Source organism: Methylocystis echinoides (assembly GCF_040687965.1).
GTDB lineage: Bacteria > Pseudomonadota > Alphaproteobacteria > Rhizobiales > Beijerinckiaceae > Methylocystis > Methylocystis echinoides_A.
Genome location: NZ_CP156084.1, coordinates 2,352,085 through 2,367,015 on the forward strand (window position 1 = coordinate 2,352,085; position 14,931 = coordinate 2,367,015).

Annotated in this window: 19 protein-coding genes; 9 read left to right on the forward strand and 10 right to left on the reverse strand. The window is 62.5% G+C overall.

Annotation, left to right across the window (positions count from 1 at the left end):
* Positions 1-455: 455 nt before the first annotated feature.
* A complete protein-coding gene (locus RVU70_RS11510; RefSeq protein ID WP_363346359.1) occupies positions 456-959 on the forward strand; it encodes a hypothetical protein in 504 nt (167 codons plus the stop codon).
* Between the two features lie 292 nt (positions 960-1,251).
* Here RVU70_RS11510 and RVU70_RS11515 read toward each other — a convergent pair whose 3' ends face one another.
* The 5 genes from RVU70_RS11515 to RVU70_RS11535 all read right to left on the reverse strand — a co-directional run bounded on the left by RVU70_RS11515 (position 1,252) and on the right by RVU70_RS11535 (position 4,441).
* Entirely contained in the window at positions 1,252-1,773 is a 522-nt protein-coding gene (locus tag RVU70_RS11515) for a cupin domain-containing protein (protein ID WP_363346361.1), read from the reverse strand.
* A 157-nt stretch (positions 1,774-1,930) separates the two neighbouring features.
* Positions 1,931-2,230 (reverse strand): antibiotic biosynthesis monooxygenase, encoded by a 300-nt coding sequence (locus RVU70_RS11520; RefSeq protein ID WP_363351308.1) that lies wholly within the window; start codon positions 2,228-2,230, stop codon positions 1,931-1,933.
* 991 nt (positions 2,231-3,221) lie between these two features.
* Positions 3,222-3,467, reverse strand: a complete 246-nt coding sequence (locus RVU70_RS11525) for a hypothetical protein (protein WP_363346363.1) — start codon at positions 3,465-3,467, stop codon at positions 3,222-3,224.
* Positions 3,468-3,681: 214 nt separating this feature from the next.
* Positions 3,682-4,026, reverse strand: coding sequence for a hypothetical protein (locus RVU70_RS11530; protein ID WP_363346365.1), 345 nt, complete (start codon positions 4,024-4,026; stop codon positions 3,682-3,684).
* A gap of 112 nt (positions 4,027-4,138) precedes the next feature.
* A complete protein-coding gene (locus RVU70_RS11535; RefSeq protein ID WP_363346367.1) occupies positions 4,139-4,441 on the reverse strand; it encodes a hypothetical protein in 303 nt (100 codons plus the stop codon).
* Between the two features lie 443 nt (positions 4,442-4,884).
* On the opposite strand from RVU70_RS11535, the gene RVU70_RS11540 reads away from it, so the two are divergent.
* Both RVU70_RS11540 and RVU70_RS11545 read left to right on the forward strand, forming a co-directional pair.
* On the forward strand, positions 4,885-5,283 hold the full coding sequence (locus tag RVU70_RS11540; protein ID WP_363346369.1) for a hypothetical protein: 399 nt from the start codon (positions 4,885-4,887) through the stop codon (positions 5,281-5,283).
* 165 nt (positions 5,284-5,448) lie between these two features.
* A complete protein-coding gene (locus RVU70_RS11545; protein WP_363346370.1) occupies positions 5,449-5,976 on the forward strand; it encodes a hypothetical protein in 528 nt (175 codons plus the stop codon).
* A gap of 26 nt (positions 5,977-6,002) precedes the next feature.
* Here RVU70_RS11545 and RVU70_RS11550 read toward each other — a convergent pair whose 3' ends face one another.
* Entirely contained in the window at positions 6,003-6,209 is a 207-nt protein-coding gene (locus RVU70_RS11550; RefSeq protein ID WP_363346372.1) for a hypothetical protein, read from the reverse strand.
* A gap of 247 nt (positions 6,210-6,456) precedes the next feature.
* On the opposite strand from RVU70_RS11550, the gene RVU70_RS11555 reads away from it, so the two are divergent.
* Entirely contained in the window at positions 6,457-7,644 is a 1,188-nt protein-coding gene (locus tag RVU70_RS11555) for an acetate/propionate family kinase (protein ID WP_363346374.1), read from the forward strand.
* Here the strand turns inward: RVU70_RS11555 and RVU70_RS11560 are convergent.
* Together RVU70_RS11560 and RVU70_RS11565 are read right to left on the reverse strand one after the other, a co-directional pair.
* Entirely contained in the window at positions 7,638-8,333 is a 696-nt protein-coding gene (locus RVU70_RS11560) for an extensin family protein (RefSeq protein WP_363346376.1), read from the reverse strand. The two genes, RVU70_RS11555 and RVU70_RS11560, sit on opposite strands and share 7 nt — an antisense overlap.
* Positions 8,334-8,811: 478 nt before the next feature.
* Positions 8,812-9,210: a hypothetical protein gene (locus RVU70_RS11565; RefSeq protein WP_363346378.1), complete on the reverse strand. Its 399-nt coding sequence runs from the start codon at positions 9,208-9,210 to the stop codon at positions 8,812-8,814.
* 281 nt (positions 9,211-9,491) lie between these two features.
* Here RVU70_RS11565 and RVU70_RS11570 point away from each other — a divergent pair, with 281 nt between their 5' ends.
* From RVU70_RS11570 to RVU70_RS11590, 5 genes are all read left to right on the forward strand, one after another.
* Complete coding sequence (locus RVU70_RS11570; protein WP_363346380.1) at positions 9,492-10,070, forward strand: DUF308 domain-containing protein; 579 nt, start codon at positions 9,492-9,494, stop codon at positions 10,068-10,070.
* Between the two features lie 245 nt (positions 10,071-10,315).
* Entirely contained in the window at positions 10,316-11,143 is an 828-nt protein-coding gene (locus RVU70_RS11575) for a ParA family protein (protein ID WP_363346382.1), read from the forward strand.
* Positions 11,144-11,247: 104 nt separating this feature from the next.
* Positions 11,248-11,478, forward strand: coding sequence for a hypothetical protein (locus RVU70_RS11580; protein WP_363346384.1), 231 nt, complete (start codon positions 11,248-11,250; stop codon positions 11,476-11,478).
* Between the two features lie 80 nt (positions 11,479-11,558).
* Complete coding sequence (locus tag RVU70_RS11585; protein WP_363346386.1) at positions 11,559-11,789, forward strand: hypothetical protein; 231 nt, start codon at positions 11,559-11,561, stop codon at positions 11,787-11,789.
* Positions 11,790-12,139: 350 nt separating this feature from the next.
* Complete coding sequence (locus RVU70_RS11590; RefSeq protein WP_363346388.1) at positions 12,140-12,406, forward strand: hypothetical protein; 267 nt, start codon at positions 12,140-12,142, stop codon at positions 12,404-12,406.
* Here the strand turns inward: RVU70_RS11590 and mmsB are convergent.
* Complete coding sequence (mmsB, locus tag RVU70_RS11595; RefSeq protein ID WP_363346390.1) at positions 12,403-13,329, reverse strand: 3-hydroxyisobutyrate dehydrogenase; 927 nt, start codon at positions 13,327-13,329, stop codon at positions 12,403-12,405. The two genes, RVU70_RS11590 and mmsB, sit on opposite strands and share 4 nt — an antisense overlap.
* A gap of 17 nt (positions 13,330-13,346) precedes the next feature.
* A complete protein-coding gene (locus tag RVU70_RS11600) occupies positions 13,347-14,840 on the reverse strand; it encodes a CoA-acylating methylmalonate-semialdehyde dehydrogenase (protein WP_363346392.1) in 1,494 nt (497 codons plus the stop codon).
* Between the last annotated feature and the right edge of the window lie 91 nt (positions 14,841-14,931).

The following is a 14,931-nucleotide window of genomic DNA, read 5'->3' on the forward strand; positions in this document are numbered from 1 at the left end:
CGATGAAGACAACGGTCATCGCATTTCAAGCTTATTTTTTATCCGTTGGAAACACCCCTTCCGGGCGATCCTCTCATCATGGCGATGTCACATCAGCCGGCCTTTTTCTCGGGGGCCGCCGTCGCCGACTGATCTGGGCTCTTCATGGGCGCTCGCAATTCCACGGGTTAAGTCCAGGAAGGCGATCTATCTGGCGAGTAAAAAGCTTCGCTTTCGTATGGTCGTTTAGGCCTTCAAGGTAGTCTGGGCGCATATGCCCTTGTCTCCACCATGTGAATTTTCGGTGCGTTACAGAAACATACGTCCGCTCAGGGAATTATGGGATACGGCCCGAGGGTGGTCGCCTCATGCCAATCCGGGGCGGCTTCTTCCCAAAGCGTAAGTCGTCCCGGTGTCCCGCGCCACTTCCTCGGAAAAGTCAAAGGCTACCACCTGTGCAAGCCAGGAGTATGCGCATGTTTAAGTTCCCCGAACTCAACCGCCACATGATTGCTATTCCGTCTCTGGCGCTAGCGATCGTTGGGGTCGCGGTTGCCGGAAATATTTGGTTCGAGCGTAACGCGCGGAACCTGTCCGAAATCGACAGCGCCCGGACTACACAATCGTGGGTCAATCCTGCCGATCAACAGGCAGCCAACCCCGATTCAAATACTAACTTCCTGGCTGAGTTGCGCCGAGTGCCTCCGAACGCCTACGGATCCGCGCAGCCTGAGCCGATTCAGCGAAACACTCAGAGCGGCGCGAGCGCGGTGGCGCCTTCGCTGAAACAGGCGGATAAGACAGGTCCGACTGAAGCGAAGAACTGGACGGAAGAAGAATGGCGGCTCGCGACCGCGGCTGTTAACGCTTATCGTAAGACTGGCAAGGTGGTTAAAGGATTGAGCCCGAGCGCCTTGTCAGATTTGATTTGGCAGCCGCCGGCAGAAATTGCCGATCAGACTTCGGGCGCGTCTCGCTAACTGAGCGCGCCAGGCACAAGCAGCGAAACAAGATGGCCTCGCGTTGGAGACTTATCAGTCTTCGGCGCGGCGGTCGGGGTCGCGGCGTATACTGGAGGGGGCTCTCCAGTATTTTCCACAGCTATCCGCTGATGCTGTGCGAGGTAAGCTCTGATGGCGCGAGAGAGACCGGGCGGGGCTCCTCGTGCGCGCCTCTGCCGACAGGCGCGGGCCTGGCGGCCATTTCAGCCCCTCAAGCTTCGAGATGGCCGCCAGCCTCGCTGCAGACCGCTACTTGCTGTCCTGTGAGAAGTTAATCTTCCCGTTGCGCCGCGCCGCGTCTTCCATCCGGCGCTATGTTGAGACGAGGATCGTCCCTCGGGTCGATATAATCAATGCTCCAGGGCCCGACTGAGGTTATTTGCAGGACGGTCTCTTCGTCTGCAAAGACATAATGCGCGGCCTGAGGCGGCATGGCCATGAAGCCGCCCGCGTCAATGGGCTTGGCGGAGGTCCGATCCGCCTTCGGACCCATTCCCAGGCTGAATTTGCCGGTTAGAACAGTTACGACTTCAGCCTTCGGGTGCGTGTGCGGCGGGATGTAATAGTCTTTTGGAACCTTCACCCGAAGCGCGAACAAGCCCTCCTTCGTGGGGTCTCCATATAAGAGCGCCGCCTCGGCGCCTGCAGGGAGTGAGGCTGGAGCTGGCGCCCATTTAACATCCTTGGGCGAGATAATCGCTCGGGTGTCTGTCTCTGAGCGAGCGATCGAGCCAAGCGAACTACCGGTGGCGATAGCAACGCCAATAATCACAACCGCAGCTTTGGGTTTCATGGCCCCCTCCAAAAGTAGAGAGGGTAGTAACTATGCCTCCATTCCGCTATTTCGACCCTTGGGAAGCCTAGGCCGCGGCGGCGGGCGCAGCAAAAGCGGCATTACCTTCGCTGTAGCAGAAGGCCCCGACGCCCGAGTAGACGGTTGTTCCAGCCAGTCAGCTGAACTTGGACGCCAGGACCTCAACCTTCTCAATCTTGGGCGGCAGAGAGAAAAGGTCCGGAGCCTTTGCCATGAGAGCCTTCGCCACTTCGCCGGCAAGATGGGCGTCTCTGCCTGCTTCGTCTCGAAAGACGTCGAAAATACCGAAGGTGGTTGGCGATAGCCGGATCGCGAACCACGCCATCGTTTCCGGCTCCGCTTCGACGAGCGGCAGCGCAGATTTCAAAAATGCAGCGACTTCATGCTCCTTGCCGACCTTTGCTTCCAGCGTCGCCAAAATTCCGAACTTAACCATCACGCCCTCCTTCACAACTACGCCCATCTGGTAAGGGGCGAGCGCGTCTCCAGCACGCTCAGCCCTGAATATCAGCTTCGCCTTATGGACGTTCAGCTTCTCTTCAGATGGGCAACAAAGTCGAGATCGCGCCGATGCACAACAGCGCAAGCACGAACAGCACCATTTCCTCCTTTTCCATGACGCCCCCTTGCATCCGCCTCTCGGGCTGGCGCTTAGACAATGCGCCGGCCTCGTATCCGTTCCGGGAAACTCGCGGCCTCAAGTGCGCGAGGCAGAAGGTCGCGGTACTACGAAGTTGTCAAGTCGCTACAGATTTGACTGTCGTGTGAGCGAAAGCAGAGGCGCTGCGGGCTCAGCCGAACGCCGGCTTGTCGAACGACCAGCGGCAACCTTCGGCGCCCGATTGAATCAATTGGGTGAAGCGATGGCCGCGGTGGACAGAATTGGCGGAAACAGATCTCGCAAGGGTTGCGAAACGAAGGCGCAAAATTAGTTAGCTGGCTTCCTCAAACCGGAGCGACTGCGATGACCCAATCTGGATTTTTGGGCTTGGCCCTGGGAGCAGTGATGATCTTGGGCTTAGAGGCAAACGCAGCCCCTATTGCCGCGATGCCGCCAACTGTTGGACTTTCCGCCGCCACTGTTCACGCTACGGTCGGAATGGAACGTCGTGCGGCGCGTCGAGCTGAGAGGCAAGTCCACCGCTATGAGCGCCGCTCGGAGCGTTACGCTCATCGCGCCGAACGCCGCGCCATCCGCCGCGGTTCCTACTGAGACCGGCAAGGAAGCGTCCATCCGATCCAGATCCTAGACCCGAGACGCGCGGCGTTAGGAGTTGGAGGATAGGGGAGCCGCTTATTTGCCAAATCGACGGGGCGGCCCGTTTTTACGCGTGGACGAGCCGCCTGCCAACTACGGCCCCGTCGAGCCAACCATCCGAGCAGAGCAAATATTCTTTGGCGCGAAGCCTGCGACGAAGGCGCGCTCGCTAATTGAAGTGGCGAGGATCGTTCTGCGCCTCGGCGGAGCGGGCGCTACGCAGAATTTCCAGCTTGCGCGGCGCGTCAAAGAAAGCGCGAACTTCTGGCGGCACTTCCGCGAGTTTTTCGCTGAGCAGCGAAATGGCGAGCGCGACGCTTTCCTCTATGTTCAGCCCGGGCCGGTTAAACCAGTCTGCGTCCAGACAGGCTGAAAGCTGATCAAGTTCGTCCCGCTCAGCGACGCCGTCTTCCAACAGAGTTTTTTCTGATTCTACGCCGAGCGCTCTGGCAAGGGCGTCAAGCGGCGACTCGCCCTTGCGCCAGCCCCCAACGTGGTAGGCCAAAATGGCGTGCTTGGAACTGCGCCATTCTCGGTCGTTGCGACCCCAGTAAGATCTAAACACGGCTCATCCCACACGCCGTCATCACGCGGTTTTGTCGTGGCGTCGACCGCCCGTGTTCAGCCCGTCAGGGCTGGCCCAAGCCCGGCATGGGCGGCAGGGATTCGATGTGCTGGCCCAGACCCGTGTAGCTTTGATTGCCGACCTGGGTGACGCCGGCGTTGTTCGACTGCGAGCTGCCGGCCTTGCCGATGGAGACCTGCTGCACGCCGACAAAATTGGTCAGGCTGTTCTGCTTGACGTCGAGGTCGTTGTGCTGGCCGAACTGCACGCCCGCGACGGCGCTCAGCAGCGGGTTATTAATGTTGACGCCGATGAAGCTTGGGCTGACGCTGATGAAGCCTCCGAGCGCTTGCGCCTGCGCCTGAGCGCCGCCAATGCAGACCAGAACTGGGATAAGCCAATACTTCATTTGTCGGCTCCGATCTTTAGAGGCTTTGTCAACAACGGACGCTATGGCCCGAGATAAGATCGCGGCCGATGACGGCCGCGATCTGTCTAAACCATCCGGCTTAGCGCAAGGATCACGGAGCGCCGAAGTTCAGCGGAACCTGAGCCTGGATCACGGTCGCCTTGTTGATGGCCGCGCCACCCTTCGAGGTGTCGCCGATCGTCTGCCCGAGCTCCAACTTCTGCGAAACGTCGCCGTTGGCGTTGACCGGAACCTGCGCCTGCAGGACGAAAGCCTTGTTGAGAGCGAAGCCGCCCTTGGAGGTGTCGCCGATCGTCTGGTTGAGCTTCAGCGACTGGGCGATATCGAGGCCGCCAGCCAGAGCGTAGGTGGTGGAAAGGGCCAGAGCGGCCGAAACGAGAAGCAGCTTCTTCATATCTATTCTCCGAAGGTGAAGCGTTGATTTCAGCTTCGAAACCTGTCTACCTTCGGAAGCCGCATCCGGAATAGACGCCAGTTTGGCCATCGAATCTGTCCAAATGGGTGAGGAGACCTCTTTGCGCAAAGTCACTAGCCTCCCTCGCTCCCTTTGGTGATTCGTCGGCTCAACGCCTCGCCGATCGCTCGCGTGGGATCGAGAGGTCTGCGGTCCTTGTTGTCGCCCAAGACGATGCAGAGCCCTTCGCATAATGCCGCGCTTAACTGCTGCGATCTTACGTGACGGCGACATCCGCCCAATATTAATCCGTGCGCGAGACGATGCTCCATCTGCGAGGTAATTTTTAGTTTTCATTAACCATAACGACCGATCCTTGCCGCCTCATTCGAACCGCCGACCATCCATAGGGGCGTCAGCATATGACCGAGCAGAGGCGAAGGATGTTTGACATTCTGGTCATATGCGTTCTGCGGTATGGTCTCAGCCAGGATAAGCGCTACGCTCTTGCTGCGCTCGTCGCCTGCCAGGCGCTCCACGACGTGCCCCGAACGCAACTCGTCGGCTACGTCGAAGGTCGTTTGACGGAGTTGCAGGCGAGGCTCGTCGCGTCGCCGACGCCGCACAGCAAGGTCGACGAGAGCTATGCGACGCTCGCCGCCTTTATTCGGTCGATGGGGTTAGCCAAGGCGCTCAAGGGCGACCGGACGCTTCGCTTCGACAGCGACCGAGCCAAGTTGAGTTTGCGCCGCATCGCCCCCCAGCTTGCCGAGGCGATCGACGCTTGCGACCGTCGCTCGCCCTCTCCAAAGACGCCACGCCCGCTGCAAGCGGTGGCTTGATCCGGCGTAGCTTTGCTGGAGCAAGAGCGCGCGGGAGGGCTTGACGAACGGACGGGGCTCAACATTTGAGCAAGTTAGCCCTTTCGTGCGTGACGAGTCACTCAGATGCCTTGCGATGTCTTGGGCAACCGGCTTTTACTGCTGGCCTCCTTCGCGGGCTCGCTCATGGGCGCTGTTTTGTGCGCGCCGCCGACCAGGGCTGATTTCTTCGATGAGCTTTTTGGCTTCGACGCTTATGTGCGTCAGCCGATCGCCCCGCGAATGGCTCGGCGTCCGCCAAGGTCGCTCGGCCATTGGCAAAGCTCTCGGATAAAATCCCGTGTCAGCTATGCGCCGATCTTTCACGAGCGGCTGAGAAAACCTCAAATCGCCTATGAGCCAAATCGCCGCAATGGCGAACCCGGCGGCGAGGCCGCGACGGGAAGCAGCCCCGTCAGGCCGGCGTTTTGCGGTCGCATGCTCAAAGACGCGCCGAGGTCTCGCCAATTGCTGAACGACAAGACGCTGCGTTCCGGCGACATTGTCGTAACGGAGGCGGGGATATTGGTCTTCGAAGGCCACGGGGCCTGCCCGCATACGGCGCGAGATTTCATCACGCCTGGAGCCGCCGATCTTTCGAAGAGCAAGCGAAGCGCGCTTGCGAAACTCGAAGAAGCGGTGCATGCGACGCATGCGCATTATGCGCATCGCTAACCCTGACAGAGAAAAAAATTGAAGCGTCAGGTCGTCGCTGCCTGACATAACGCCACAGTGGGATAAGCGAGCGCGCCCACCAGATCGCCGACCGCGTCCGCGGTTGCGAAGTCGCCGATCCAGAGGATGATGATCCCCTTGCTGATCTCCGCAAGGGCGAAACCGCCATAGGCGGCGGTCTGGGCGCGCAAGCTTGTGGAGAGGCTAAACGCGGGGTCGGGCCAAGTCCTCACAGCGACGCCGGGTTCAATCTGCCGCCGCGGAGATGTTTGACTGAAACGCATTAAAAGACCCCGGCTCACGCGCAAACGAACTGGAAGTCACGATCGACCCGCAATAGGGCGCTTGCATGGCGAAATCGCAGCCATGCAAGCGGTGTTTTTCCAAAATCAGCTTCGGCCGCGCCGAACTTGAGCGGCCGGCTCTCCCAGAATATGACAGACAGAGCCCAAGCCTAACCTCGCCAGACGGAATCTCGACATGACCAGCATCGCCGTCGTTAATGCGGGCTCCTCCAGCATCAAATTCGCTGTTTTCGGCGCTGCGTCGACCCCCAAATTGAGGCTGAGAGGGCTGATCGAGGGAATTGGCGCGACGCCGCGCGCGAGTCTCTCCGACGCCAAAGGGGAGACGCTGCTGAGAGAGGAGCCGCCGCCGGAGGGCTTCGATCACGCCGCCGCGACGCAGGCGATGATGCGCATGGCGGCGCCCTGGCTCGACGGAGGAGACATCGTCGCCGTCGGTCATCGCGTCGTTCACGGCGGCCCCGAATTCTCGGCGCCGCTGCGGCTCACGCCGGTTATCGTCGACCGTCTCATGACGTTCATTCCGCTCGCGCCGCTCCACCAGCCTCACAACCTCGCGGTGATCCGCGCCATGTTCGCCGCCTATCCTGACCTGCCGCAGATCGCCTGTTTCGATACGGCTTTTCACCGCAGCCAGCCGCAAATCGCGCAAGCTTTCGCCATCCCGCGGAAATATTCAGAAGAAGGCGTCAGACGCTACGGGTTCCACGGCATTTCCTATCAGTATGTCGTCAGACGCTTGAAGGAGGCGGCCCCGGATCTCGCGATGGGCCGGGTCATCGTCGGCCATCTTGGCAATGGCGCAAGTCTTTGTGCGGTCAGCGCCGGCCGCAGCGTCGCAAGCACGATGGGTTTTACGGCCGTCGACGGCCTGATGATGGGCACGCGTTGCGGCGCGCTGGACCCGGGCGTCCTTATTTATATGATGGATCAGTATCGGATGGGCGCTCGCGATCTCGAGGATTTGATCTATCGACAATCCGGCCTGCTCGGCGTATCGGGCCTTTCATCGGATATGCGAAGCTTGCGCGCCGCCGGCGCACCCGAGGCGAAGGAGGCGATCGCACTTTTTGTCTATCGGATTTTGCGCGAGATCGGCTCGCTTGCGGCGGCGCTCGGCGGCCTCGACACCCTCGTGTTTACCGGTGGAATTGGCGAAAACGATCAGGAGACTCGGGCGGCGGTCGCGGCCGGCTGCGCTTGGCTGGGCGTCTCTTTGGACGATGAGGCCAACAGGCGCCATGCGCTGCGCATTTCCACTGAGGGCTCTGCGGTCGCCGTGCTGGTCATTCCCACAGACGAAGAGGTGGAGATCGCGCGGAGCGCGTGGGAGTTCGGCCGCGACGCAGCGGGGCGCTACTGACAGATTCTGTAGCTATCGCGAGAGCCGTGCGGCTGCAGATCGACGTGCAGGTGGTCTTCATGAAACCCATCGGGGGAGCCGGGCCCCAGCACAGTCGTAAACCAGCCACAGGCTGTGCGACGGACAACGTCGAAGAGGTTTTTTGACCGCTGATCGTCTGGCTCGTCGGCGTAGACGCTGCGTCTATTGGAGAGTTTGAAAGCGGAAATGTCCAGCGCCAGACCAAGAGCGTGCGCGCTCATTTTGGCGTCGGGCGCGCGATTGCGCCTGCGGCACTCATAGCCCGGACCGGTGACGACGGACGTCAGGGCGGCGCCGAATTCAGCCTGAAACAGCGGCGCGACGGCGTCTCGCAGCCAATCGGCCAAGCGCTCAGCAAGCCGACACTCGATCATGGGGCGTTGCGGGAAAGTTATTGGCGTCCCGGCGCCGCGGCTGGCGGCTACGGCCTCTAACCGGATCGGTGCGTCGATGACGCAAGCACCCTCCTCATGCCGCGTCAAAGACTCATACTCGACCCCCAACGCGGTCAGTCGCGCAAGGCAGGCCCTTCGATCCTCATCGGCTCCCTCAGGCTTGGAGGGTGGGGAATACAAATCGTTCGGCGCCCTGGGCGGCAATGGCTGCGAGGCGGCGGCGCCTGTGAAAACGAGGGCGGCCGCAAAGGTCCTCGCTGCGCATGGCGTCATTCGCCCGTCTTTCTTGTTGTCATCTTGAACATGTCGCTTTTGCGCTAATTCTCGCGGGCGGTTGGCGCTTCAAGCGGAGCGGCGGCGACGCCCGCCCCTGCTCGAGGCGGGGCCTCGCGTTGCGAGGCGCCAGATTTTGACGCAACGACGCGCGCGATTCTGAATTCCAGCCGGCCCTGATCGCCTGCGTCGTGAGCGACCGCGATCACAGCGTTACAGCGCTACGGACGACGAAACAGTGCGTCAGCGCGATACCCGACGTCAGGCTCGCTGAGAGGGTCGTTGCAATCGACAATTGCTCCGGACGCGATGTCGACTACTGTCTTTTCGGTCTGGAAGCGGTCAAAGCCGCGGTCGATTCGTGGTTGACGGAGAGACGCTTGCACTCGAAGGCGCCATGACGCCGATTGAACTAATCCTATAGTAAGACGCCCCACGCGGCGACCGCGTGGGGCGTTCCAGAGTGTCAGGAACCTGCTTAGAACGGACCAAGGCCCAGCCCTAACAAGCCGCCTCCAGCGAATCCGAGCCCGAACAGGCCGCCGCCGCCATAGCCATAAGTTCCGCAAGGCGAAGCCGCCCCGTAGACGTCGCCGGCATAGCCATAAGTGCCGCAACCCGCGCAGCATCCTCCGCCGTAGCCATAGGCCGCCGGCGCCCCGTAACCATAAACGGCGGGAGCGGCATAACCATAAACGGCCCGGCCTGCGTAGCCCCAATGGCGATGGATGCCGGCGTGACGATGCCAATCCTTGTGCCATCCTGCGTGCCAGCCAAAGTGCCGATGACCCGCCTGGGCTGTACTGGTGAAAGTGAGCCCCGCGCCCGCGGCGATGGCGGTCGCCAAAGCGATCGTCTTGATGCATTTGAGATTCATAGTGCCCTCCTGCTTGAAAAGACCGCGGCCAGCGCCCCCGCAATCGGTCTGCCTTTCGCTTGGCGCCGCGACTGACAGGCGGTCGATATCGCGGGCAAGTTGGGCTGCCTGCCGTCATGTCAAGCGAAGCGGCAAAAAAACCGTCGCGTTTGGTTGGCAGAGTTCTCGCCACAGGCAGTTGGAAGAGCGCAAAGGCCTGTGCGAATAAAAACTTCTCGAAGCCGAGGCGCTTGCGTTATAGCCTCGCCCGTGCCCACGCTGGGCATGAAGGAGTTCAGGATATGCAGAAGCCTTTTGATGTTTTTGTCTTGGAAGCGCCTGACGCGCTCGCCGTGCATTGGGGTTGGGCGCTCGCGCTGGGCGTCGCCATCGGAGTCCTCGGCATTCTGGCGATCATTCGGGCGACCGCAGCGACCAAGATCGCGGTCGGCTTTCTAGGCATTCTGCTCATCACCTCCGCGGCCGCCATTCTATTGTTCAGCGTTTCCGTCGCCGGCCTGTGGAGCGACTTCTTCGTGCACGTCCTTTGGGGCGTTCTCGTCGGCGTCGTCGGCGTCATTCTGCTGACGCGGCCGATGCTCAGCGCCGAGGCGCTCACGCTGATGATCGCCTTTTATTTCCTCATCAGCGGCTTCTCGACGATCGGCTACGCCTTTTCAGCGCATCTCGACGGGCTGTGGGTTTATTTGCTGCAGGGCGGCGTGGATCTGCTCCTCGGCCTGCTCCTCCTGACCGGATGGCCGTTTACGGGCGACTGGGCGATCGGGACCTTCGTGGGGATTGATCTGCTCTTTAAGAGCTGGTCCATCATCGCACTGGCGCTGGGCCTGCGCGCGATCTCCGAAGGGCCGCTTTTCTGAGCGTCAAAAAACGGGACGCCGGTTTGCGAGCATCCGGCGTCCCCGAAAATGGGGCGGGCTGTCCCCGTTCGCTCTGGCTACGGCCGCGCCACTGCGCTGCAAGCGAGCTTGCTCTACCGTTTTTTGCCTTCCGAGCGGGCGGCTGCGCCTGTATGTTTTTTCAAATGCCAACGGCCGCGTCTCGTCGACGGCCTTTCATTATCCGCGCGTGCGCGAATTCGGGTCCGAGCCAGGCAGGCGAAAGCATGCATATCGTCGCATTCGTGACGCAGAAGGGCGGAGCGGGAAAAAGCACGCTCGCGAGCAATCTCGCCGTCGCGGCCCATCTCGCGGGCGAGCGCGTCTTCATTTGCGATCTCGATCCGCTCCAGTCTCTGGTGAAATGGTCGAGGCTGCGCAAGGCCGTCGATATTCCTGTCGAGCACATTCCCGCTCACAAGCTCGAGCTCGCGCTTCATTCCCTCGGCAGGGACGGCGTGACCGTCGCCGTGATCGACACGCCGGGCGCCCATTCGGAGGGGTCGCTGCGAGCCGTTCGCGTGGCCGATTTTTGCATCGTCCCGGCGCGGCCGAATATTCTCGATATCTGGGCGAGCGAGGAAACCGTCGCCACGATCAAGGCCGCCCGCAAGGACTTCGCCTTTCTGCTCAACCAATGTCCGCCCGCCCAGCAGAGCGGGCGCGTCGCGCGCGGCGCGCAGGTGCTGCAAGAGTTGGGCGCCCTGCTCGCGCCGATGATCTCGACGCGCGTCGATTACCAGGAGGCTGTTCTGCTGGGTCTCGGGGCCTGCGAGTTGAGACCCAGAGGGGCGGCCGCGCGAGAGATGGCGACCCTCTGGGCAGGGGTGAAAACGCGGCTGGAGGAGCGCGAAAGGCAGAGGCTGGACGATCGGGTCATCGCATCCAACCCCGTCCTTGCCTCCTACCGCGAAATCTTCGACCAAGCGGCCAGAGTCGGCGATCTGTACACTGATTTCTTCAGGGCCATGCTGCCCCTTGCTCAGCAGCGGCCCGGCAGGGCCGCGGGTGACGAAGAGGAGGAGGAGACCGTCCGACCGCGCCGTCGCAGCTGACGACCTTCTCGGAGGGTCCCGGCGCGCGGACCTTCTTTTCGTCCCCAGCGTTTATTTGCTGTTGGCTCGCGACCCCCGCGCCGCCGGGGGCAGGAGGGAGCGAGATGATCGTCGCCGTCGAGACGCTTTTTCTGACCGCCCTGCTGAGCGCCTTTATCGGCATTGTGGCGTTCCTGGCTTTCGCCAGCCCGCAGGCCCGCGGCTCCACCACGATGAGGGGCGCTCTCGCGGGACTTATTGTCGCGGCGAGCGTCGCCGCGCTCGGGTCATTTTTCCTCTATGCTGTAAGCCCCCATGAGCAAGCGCGACAGACGGTCTACGGCGGGGAGCCTTGAGCGCGGCGGGCGCCGCGCGAAGGGCTTTAATTCTCGGGCCCTAGACCCGATATGCAGGCCACGACGGAAGGGGTTCCTTGATGACAGACAACACAAATGACGACATGGACGGCCTGTCCGACCCCTTTAGCTACGAGGATCTCGTCTCCCAGCGGGCGATGGCCTTCTACCATGTCGCCCGACTCACCGACACGGTTCAGGACGAGGCGGTGAAGGACCTGTGCCTCACGATGCTGCGCAAGCTGAACGCCAGCATCAAGGCCCCGTCGACGGCCGAATTGAGGAGTATCGAAGGGAATAAGGCGCGCTGATCCACACCCTCGGTTGTGTCCTGGGCGCCACAGCTGAGGCGCTTCGTGTCCTCGTCCGATGGTTGAACACAGTTTTGCCACAGCTCGCGCCTCCAATTCATGCGTGCTCTCCTTGGGCATTTCCTCCCTGAACTTGGGCCGCTGGCCAACCAGCGGCTCCTTTTTTGTCCGCGCGCGGGCGCTGGTGTTTTGGCCTGTGGAGAACTTGCCTAAAACACTGTTCTGCGAGGCGGATTAGAGGCAAACCGTAATCCCGGCGGTTTTTCGGCGCGCGGCGATCGCGTATGCTCCTGTGAGCCTGCGCGCAAATCTCGCAGGAAATCGACGGCCATTTATGAAGGGACGTGTGAATGCGCATCTTTATCCGCCTCTCGGCTCTGCTGGCGTTGTGTGTCGCCGCGCCGGCCATGGCTCAGGGCACCGCCGCCCAGCGCGCCGCCTGCGAGGACGACGCCTATCGTTTCTGTCAGGCTCAGGTGCCGGACGCGATCGCCATTGAAAAATGCCTGAGGGCCAGCGTGGCCTCCATTTCGCCGGCGTGCCGCGCCGAGCTCGGCATGGCGACCGCCGCCTCGGCCGAAACCCCTCCGACCGGCGGCAAGAAGCGTAAGCACTAAGCCGGAACAGAGCGGCGCGGGCGTGGGCCCGCGCCTCTTTCTCCATGCGCGCCGGCGATCATTTCGTACACGCCTGAAAAGTCGTTTGCGCCGCCGCCCTGTGCTTCGTAAAGCGCGTAAAGCTGCGCGGCGGCCGCGCAGAGCGGCGTGACGGCCCCGGCTTTTCCGGCGGCGGCTTCGGCGAGACGCAAATCCTTCAGCATGAGCCTGGTGGCGAAGCCGGGCCGGTAATCTCTGTTGGCGGGCGCGCTCGGCACGGGCCCCGGGACGGGGCAGTAGCTCGTCAACGACCAGGATTGTCCGGAAGACACGGCGGCGACTTCGAACAGCGCTTCGGGCTGTAAACCAATCCGCGACGCCAGCCCAAAGGCTTCCGCAGTGGCGATCATCGTCACGCCCAGCATCAGATTATTGCAAAGCTTCGCCGCCTGGCCCAGGCCAGGTCCGCCGCAGTGGAAAATCCGCGCGCCCATCGTTTCGAGCAAGGGTTTGGCCCGCGCGTAGGCGTCAGCCTCCGCGCCGCACATGAAGGTGAGGCTGCGCCCGCGCGCGCCCACGACGCCGCCGGAAACTGGCGCGTCGATCGCCATCGCCTGCGATGCTCGGGCAATCAGATGGGCGCTGCGGGCGCTTTCCAGATCGATCGTCGAGCAATCCACGAAGAGCGCCCCCTTGGCTGCGACCGGCAGCAGCGTGCGCCAGACGTCGAGCACCTGCTCACCGGTTTGCAGCATGGTGACGACGACCTCAGCCTGCGTCGCCGCCTCTTCCGCCGCGGCGGCGACGGGCACGCCCAGCGCCGCCGCGGCGGCGCCCGCTCCATCAAGCCGGTCGAAGCCCATCACCGCTTCGCCGGCGGCGGCGAGACTGGCGGCCATGGGAGCGCCCATCGCGCCCAATCCGATGAAGGCGATGCGGGCCATTGCGGCTTCCTTTCGCGTCAGGACATCGTCGGGATGACGAAACTCGCCCCTTCCTTTACGCCGCTCGGCCATCGGGAGGTGACGGTCTTGGTCTTCGTGTAGAAGCGGAAGGCGTCGTCGCCGTGCTGGTTGAGATCGCCAAAGGCCGAGCGCTTCCAGCCGCCGAATGTGTAATAGGCGAGCGGCGTTGGGATGGGCACGTTGACGCCGACCATGCCGACCTGAACGCGTGACGCAAAGTCGCGCGCCGCGTCGCCGTCGCGGGTGAAGATCGCGACGCCATTGCCATATTCATGGGAATCGACCAGGCCGAGCGCCTCTTCATAAGCGTTCGTCCGCACGACGCTCAGGACAGGGCCGAAAATTTCCTCCCGGTAGATGCGCATCCGGGGCGTCACTTCGTCGAACAGGCAGCCGCCCATGAAGAAGCCTTCCTCATAGCCCTGCATCTTGAAACCGCGGCCGTCGACGAGAAGCTTCGCGCCTTCCTCGACGCCGAGAGCGACGTAATCGTTGACGCGCGCGAGATGCGCCTTGGAGATCAACGGCCCGAAATCCGCCGAAGGATCGGTAGAGAGGCCGATTTTCAGGCTTTCGACCCGCGGGACGAGCTGCTCCATGAGTTTTTGCGCGGTCGCCTCGCCGACCGGAACCGCGACGGATATCGCCATGCAGCGTTCGCCCGCCGAGCCGTATCCCGCGCCGACCAGCGCATCGACCGCCTGGCCCATGTCGGCGTCGGGCATGATGACCATGTGGTTCTTTGCAGCCCCAAAACATTGCGCGCGCTTTCCGTGGGCGCAGGCGCGGGCGTAAACATATTCGGCGATCTGGCTCGACCCGACGAAGGCGATCGACTTCACGTCGCCGTCGTCGAGCAGCGCGTCGACCGCTTCCTTGTCGCCATTGACGACATTGAAGACGCCGGGCGGCAGTCCAGCCTCGATCATCAGCTCGGCGAGACGCAGCGGCGTCGAAGGATCGCGTTCCGACGGCTTGAGCACGAAGGCGTTGCCACAGGCGATGGCCGGGGCCGACATCCAGAGCGGAATCATCGCGGGGAAATTGAACGGGGTGATTCCGGCGGCGACGCCGAGCGGCTGCCGCATGGAATAGGTGTCTATTCCCGGTCCCGCCGAGTCGGTGAATCCGCCGCGCAGCAGATAAGGCGCGCCGACGCAAAACTCGACGACTTCGAGACCGCGCTGAAGATCGCCGCGCGCGTCGGCGACAGTCTTGCCATGCTCGCGCGCGAGAATCGTCGCGAGCTCGTCCATCTCGCGCGACGCCAGTTCGAGAAACTTCAAGAACACACGCGCGCGCCGCTGCGGATTGGTCGCGGCCCAGGCGGGCTGCGCGTCGCGAGCATTCTCGACCGCGGCGCGAACTTCCGCGGGAGTGGCCATTGGCGCGCGCCCGGCCACCGCGCCGGTCATGGGCTCATAAACGTCGACGTGGCGCCCGGCGCCCTGCACGCGCCGGCCGCCGATGAAATGGGCGAGCTCAGACATGATTTCCCATCTAGGGCGCGGCGCCGCGCGGCACAGGCTGGCGCGGCCTCCCGGCGCGCCTTCAAGCGGTGACGGCGTGACTTATAATATC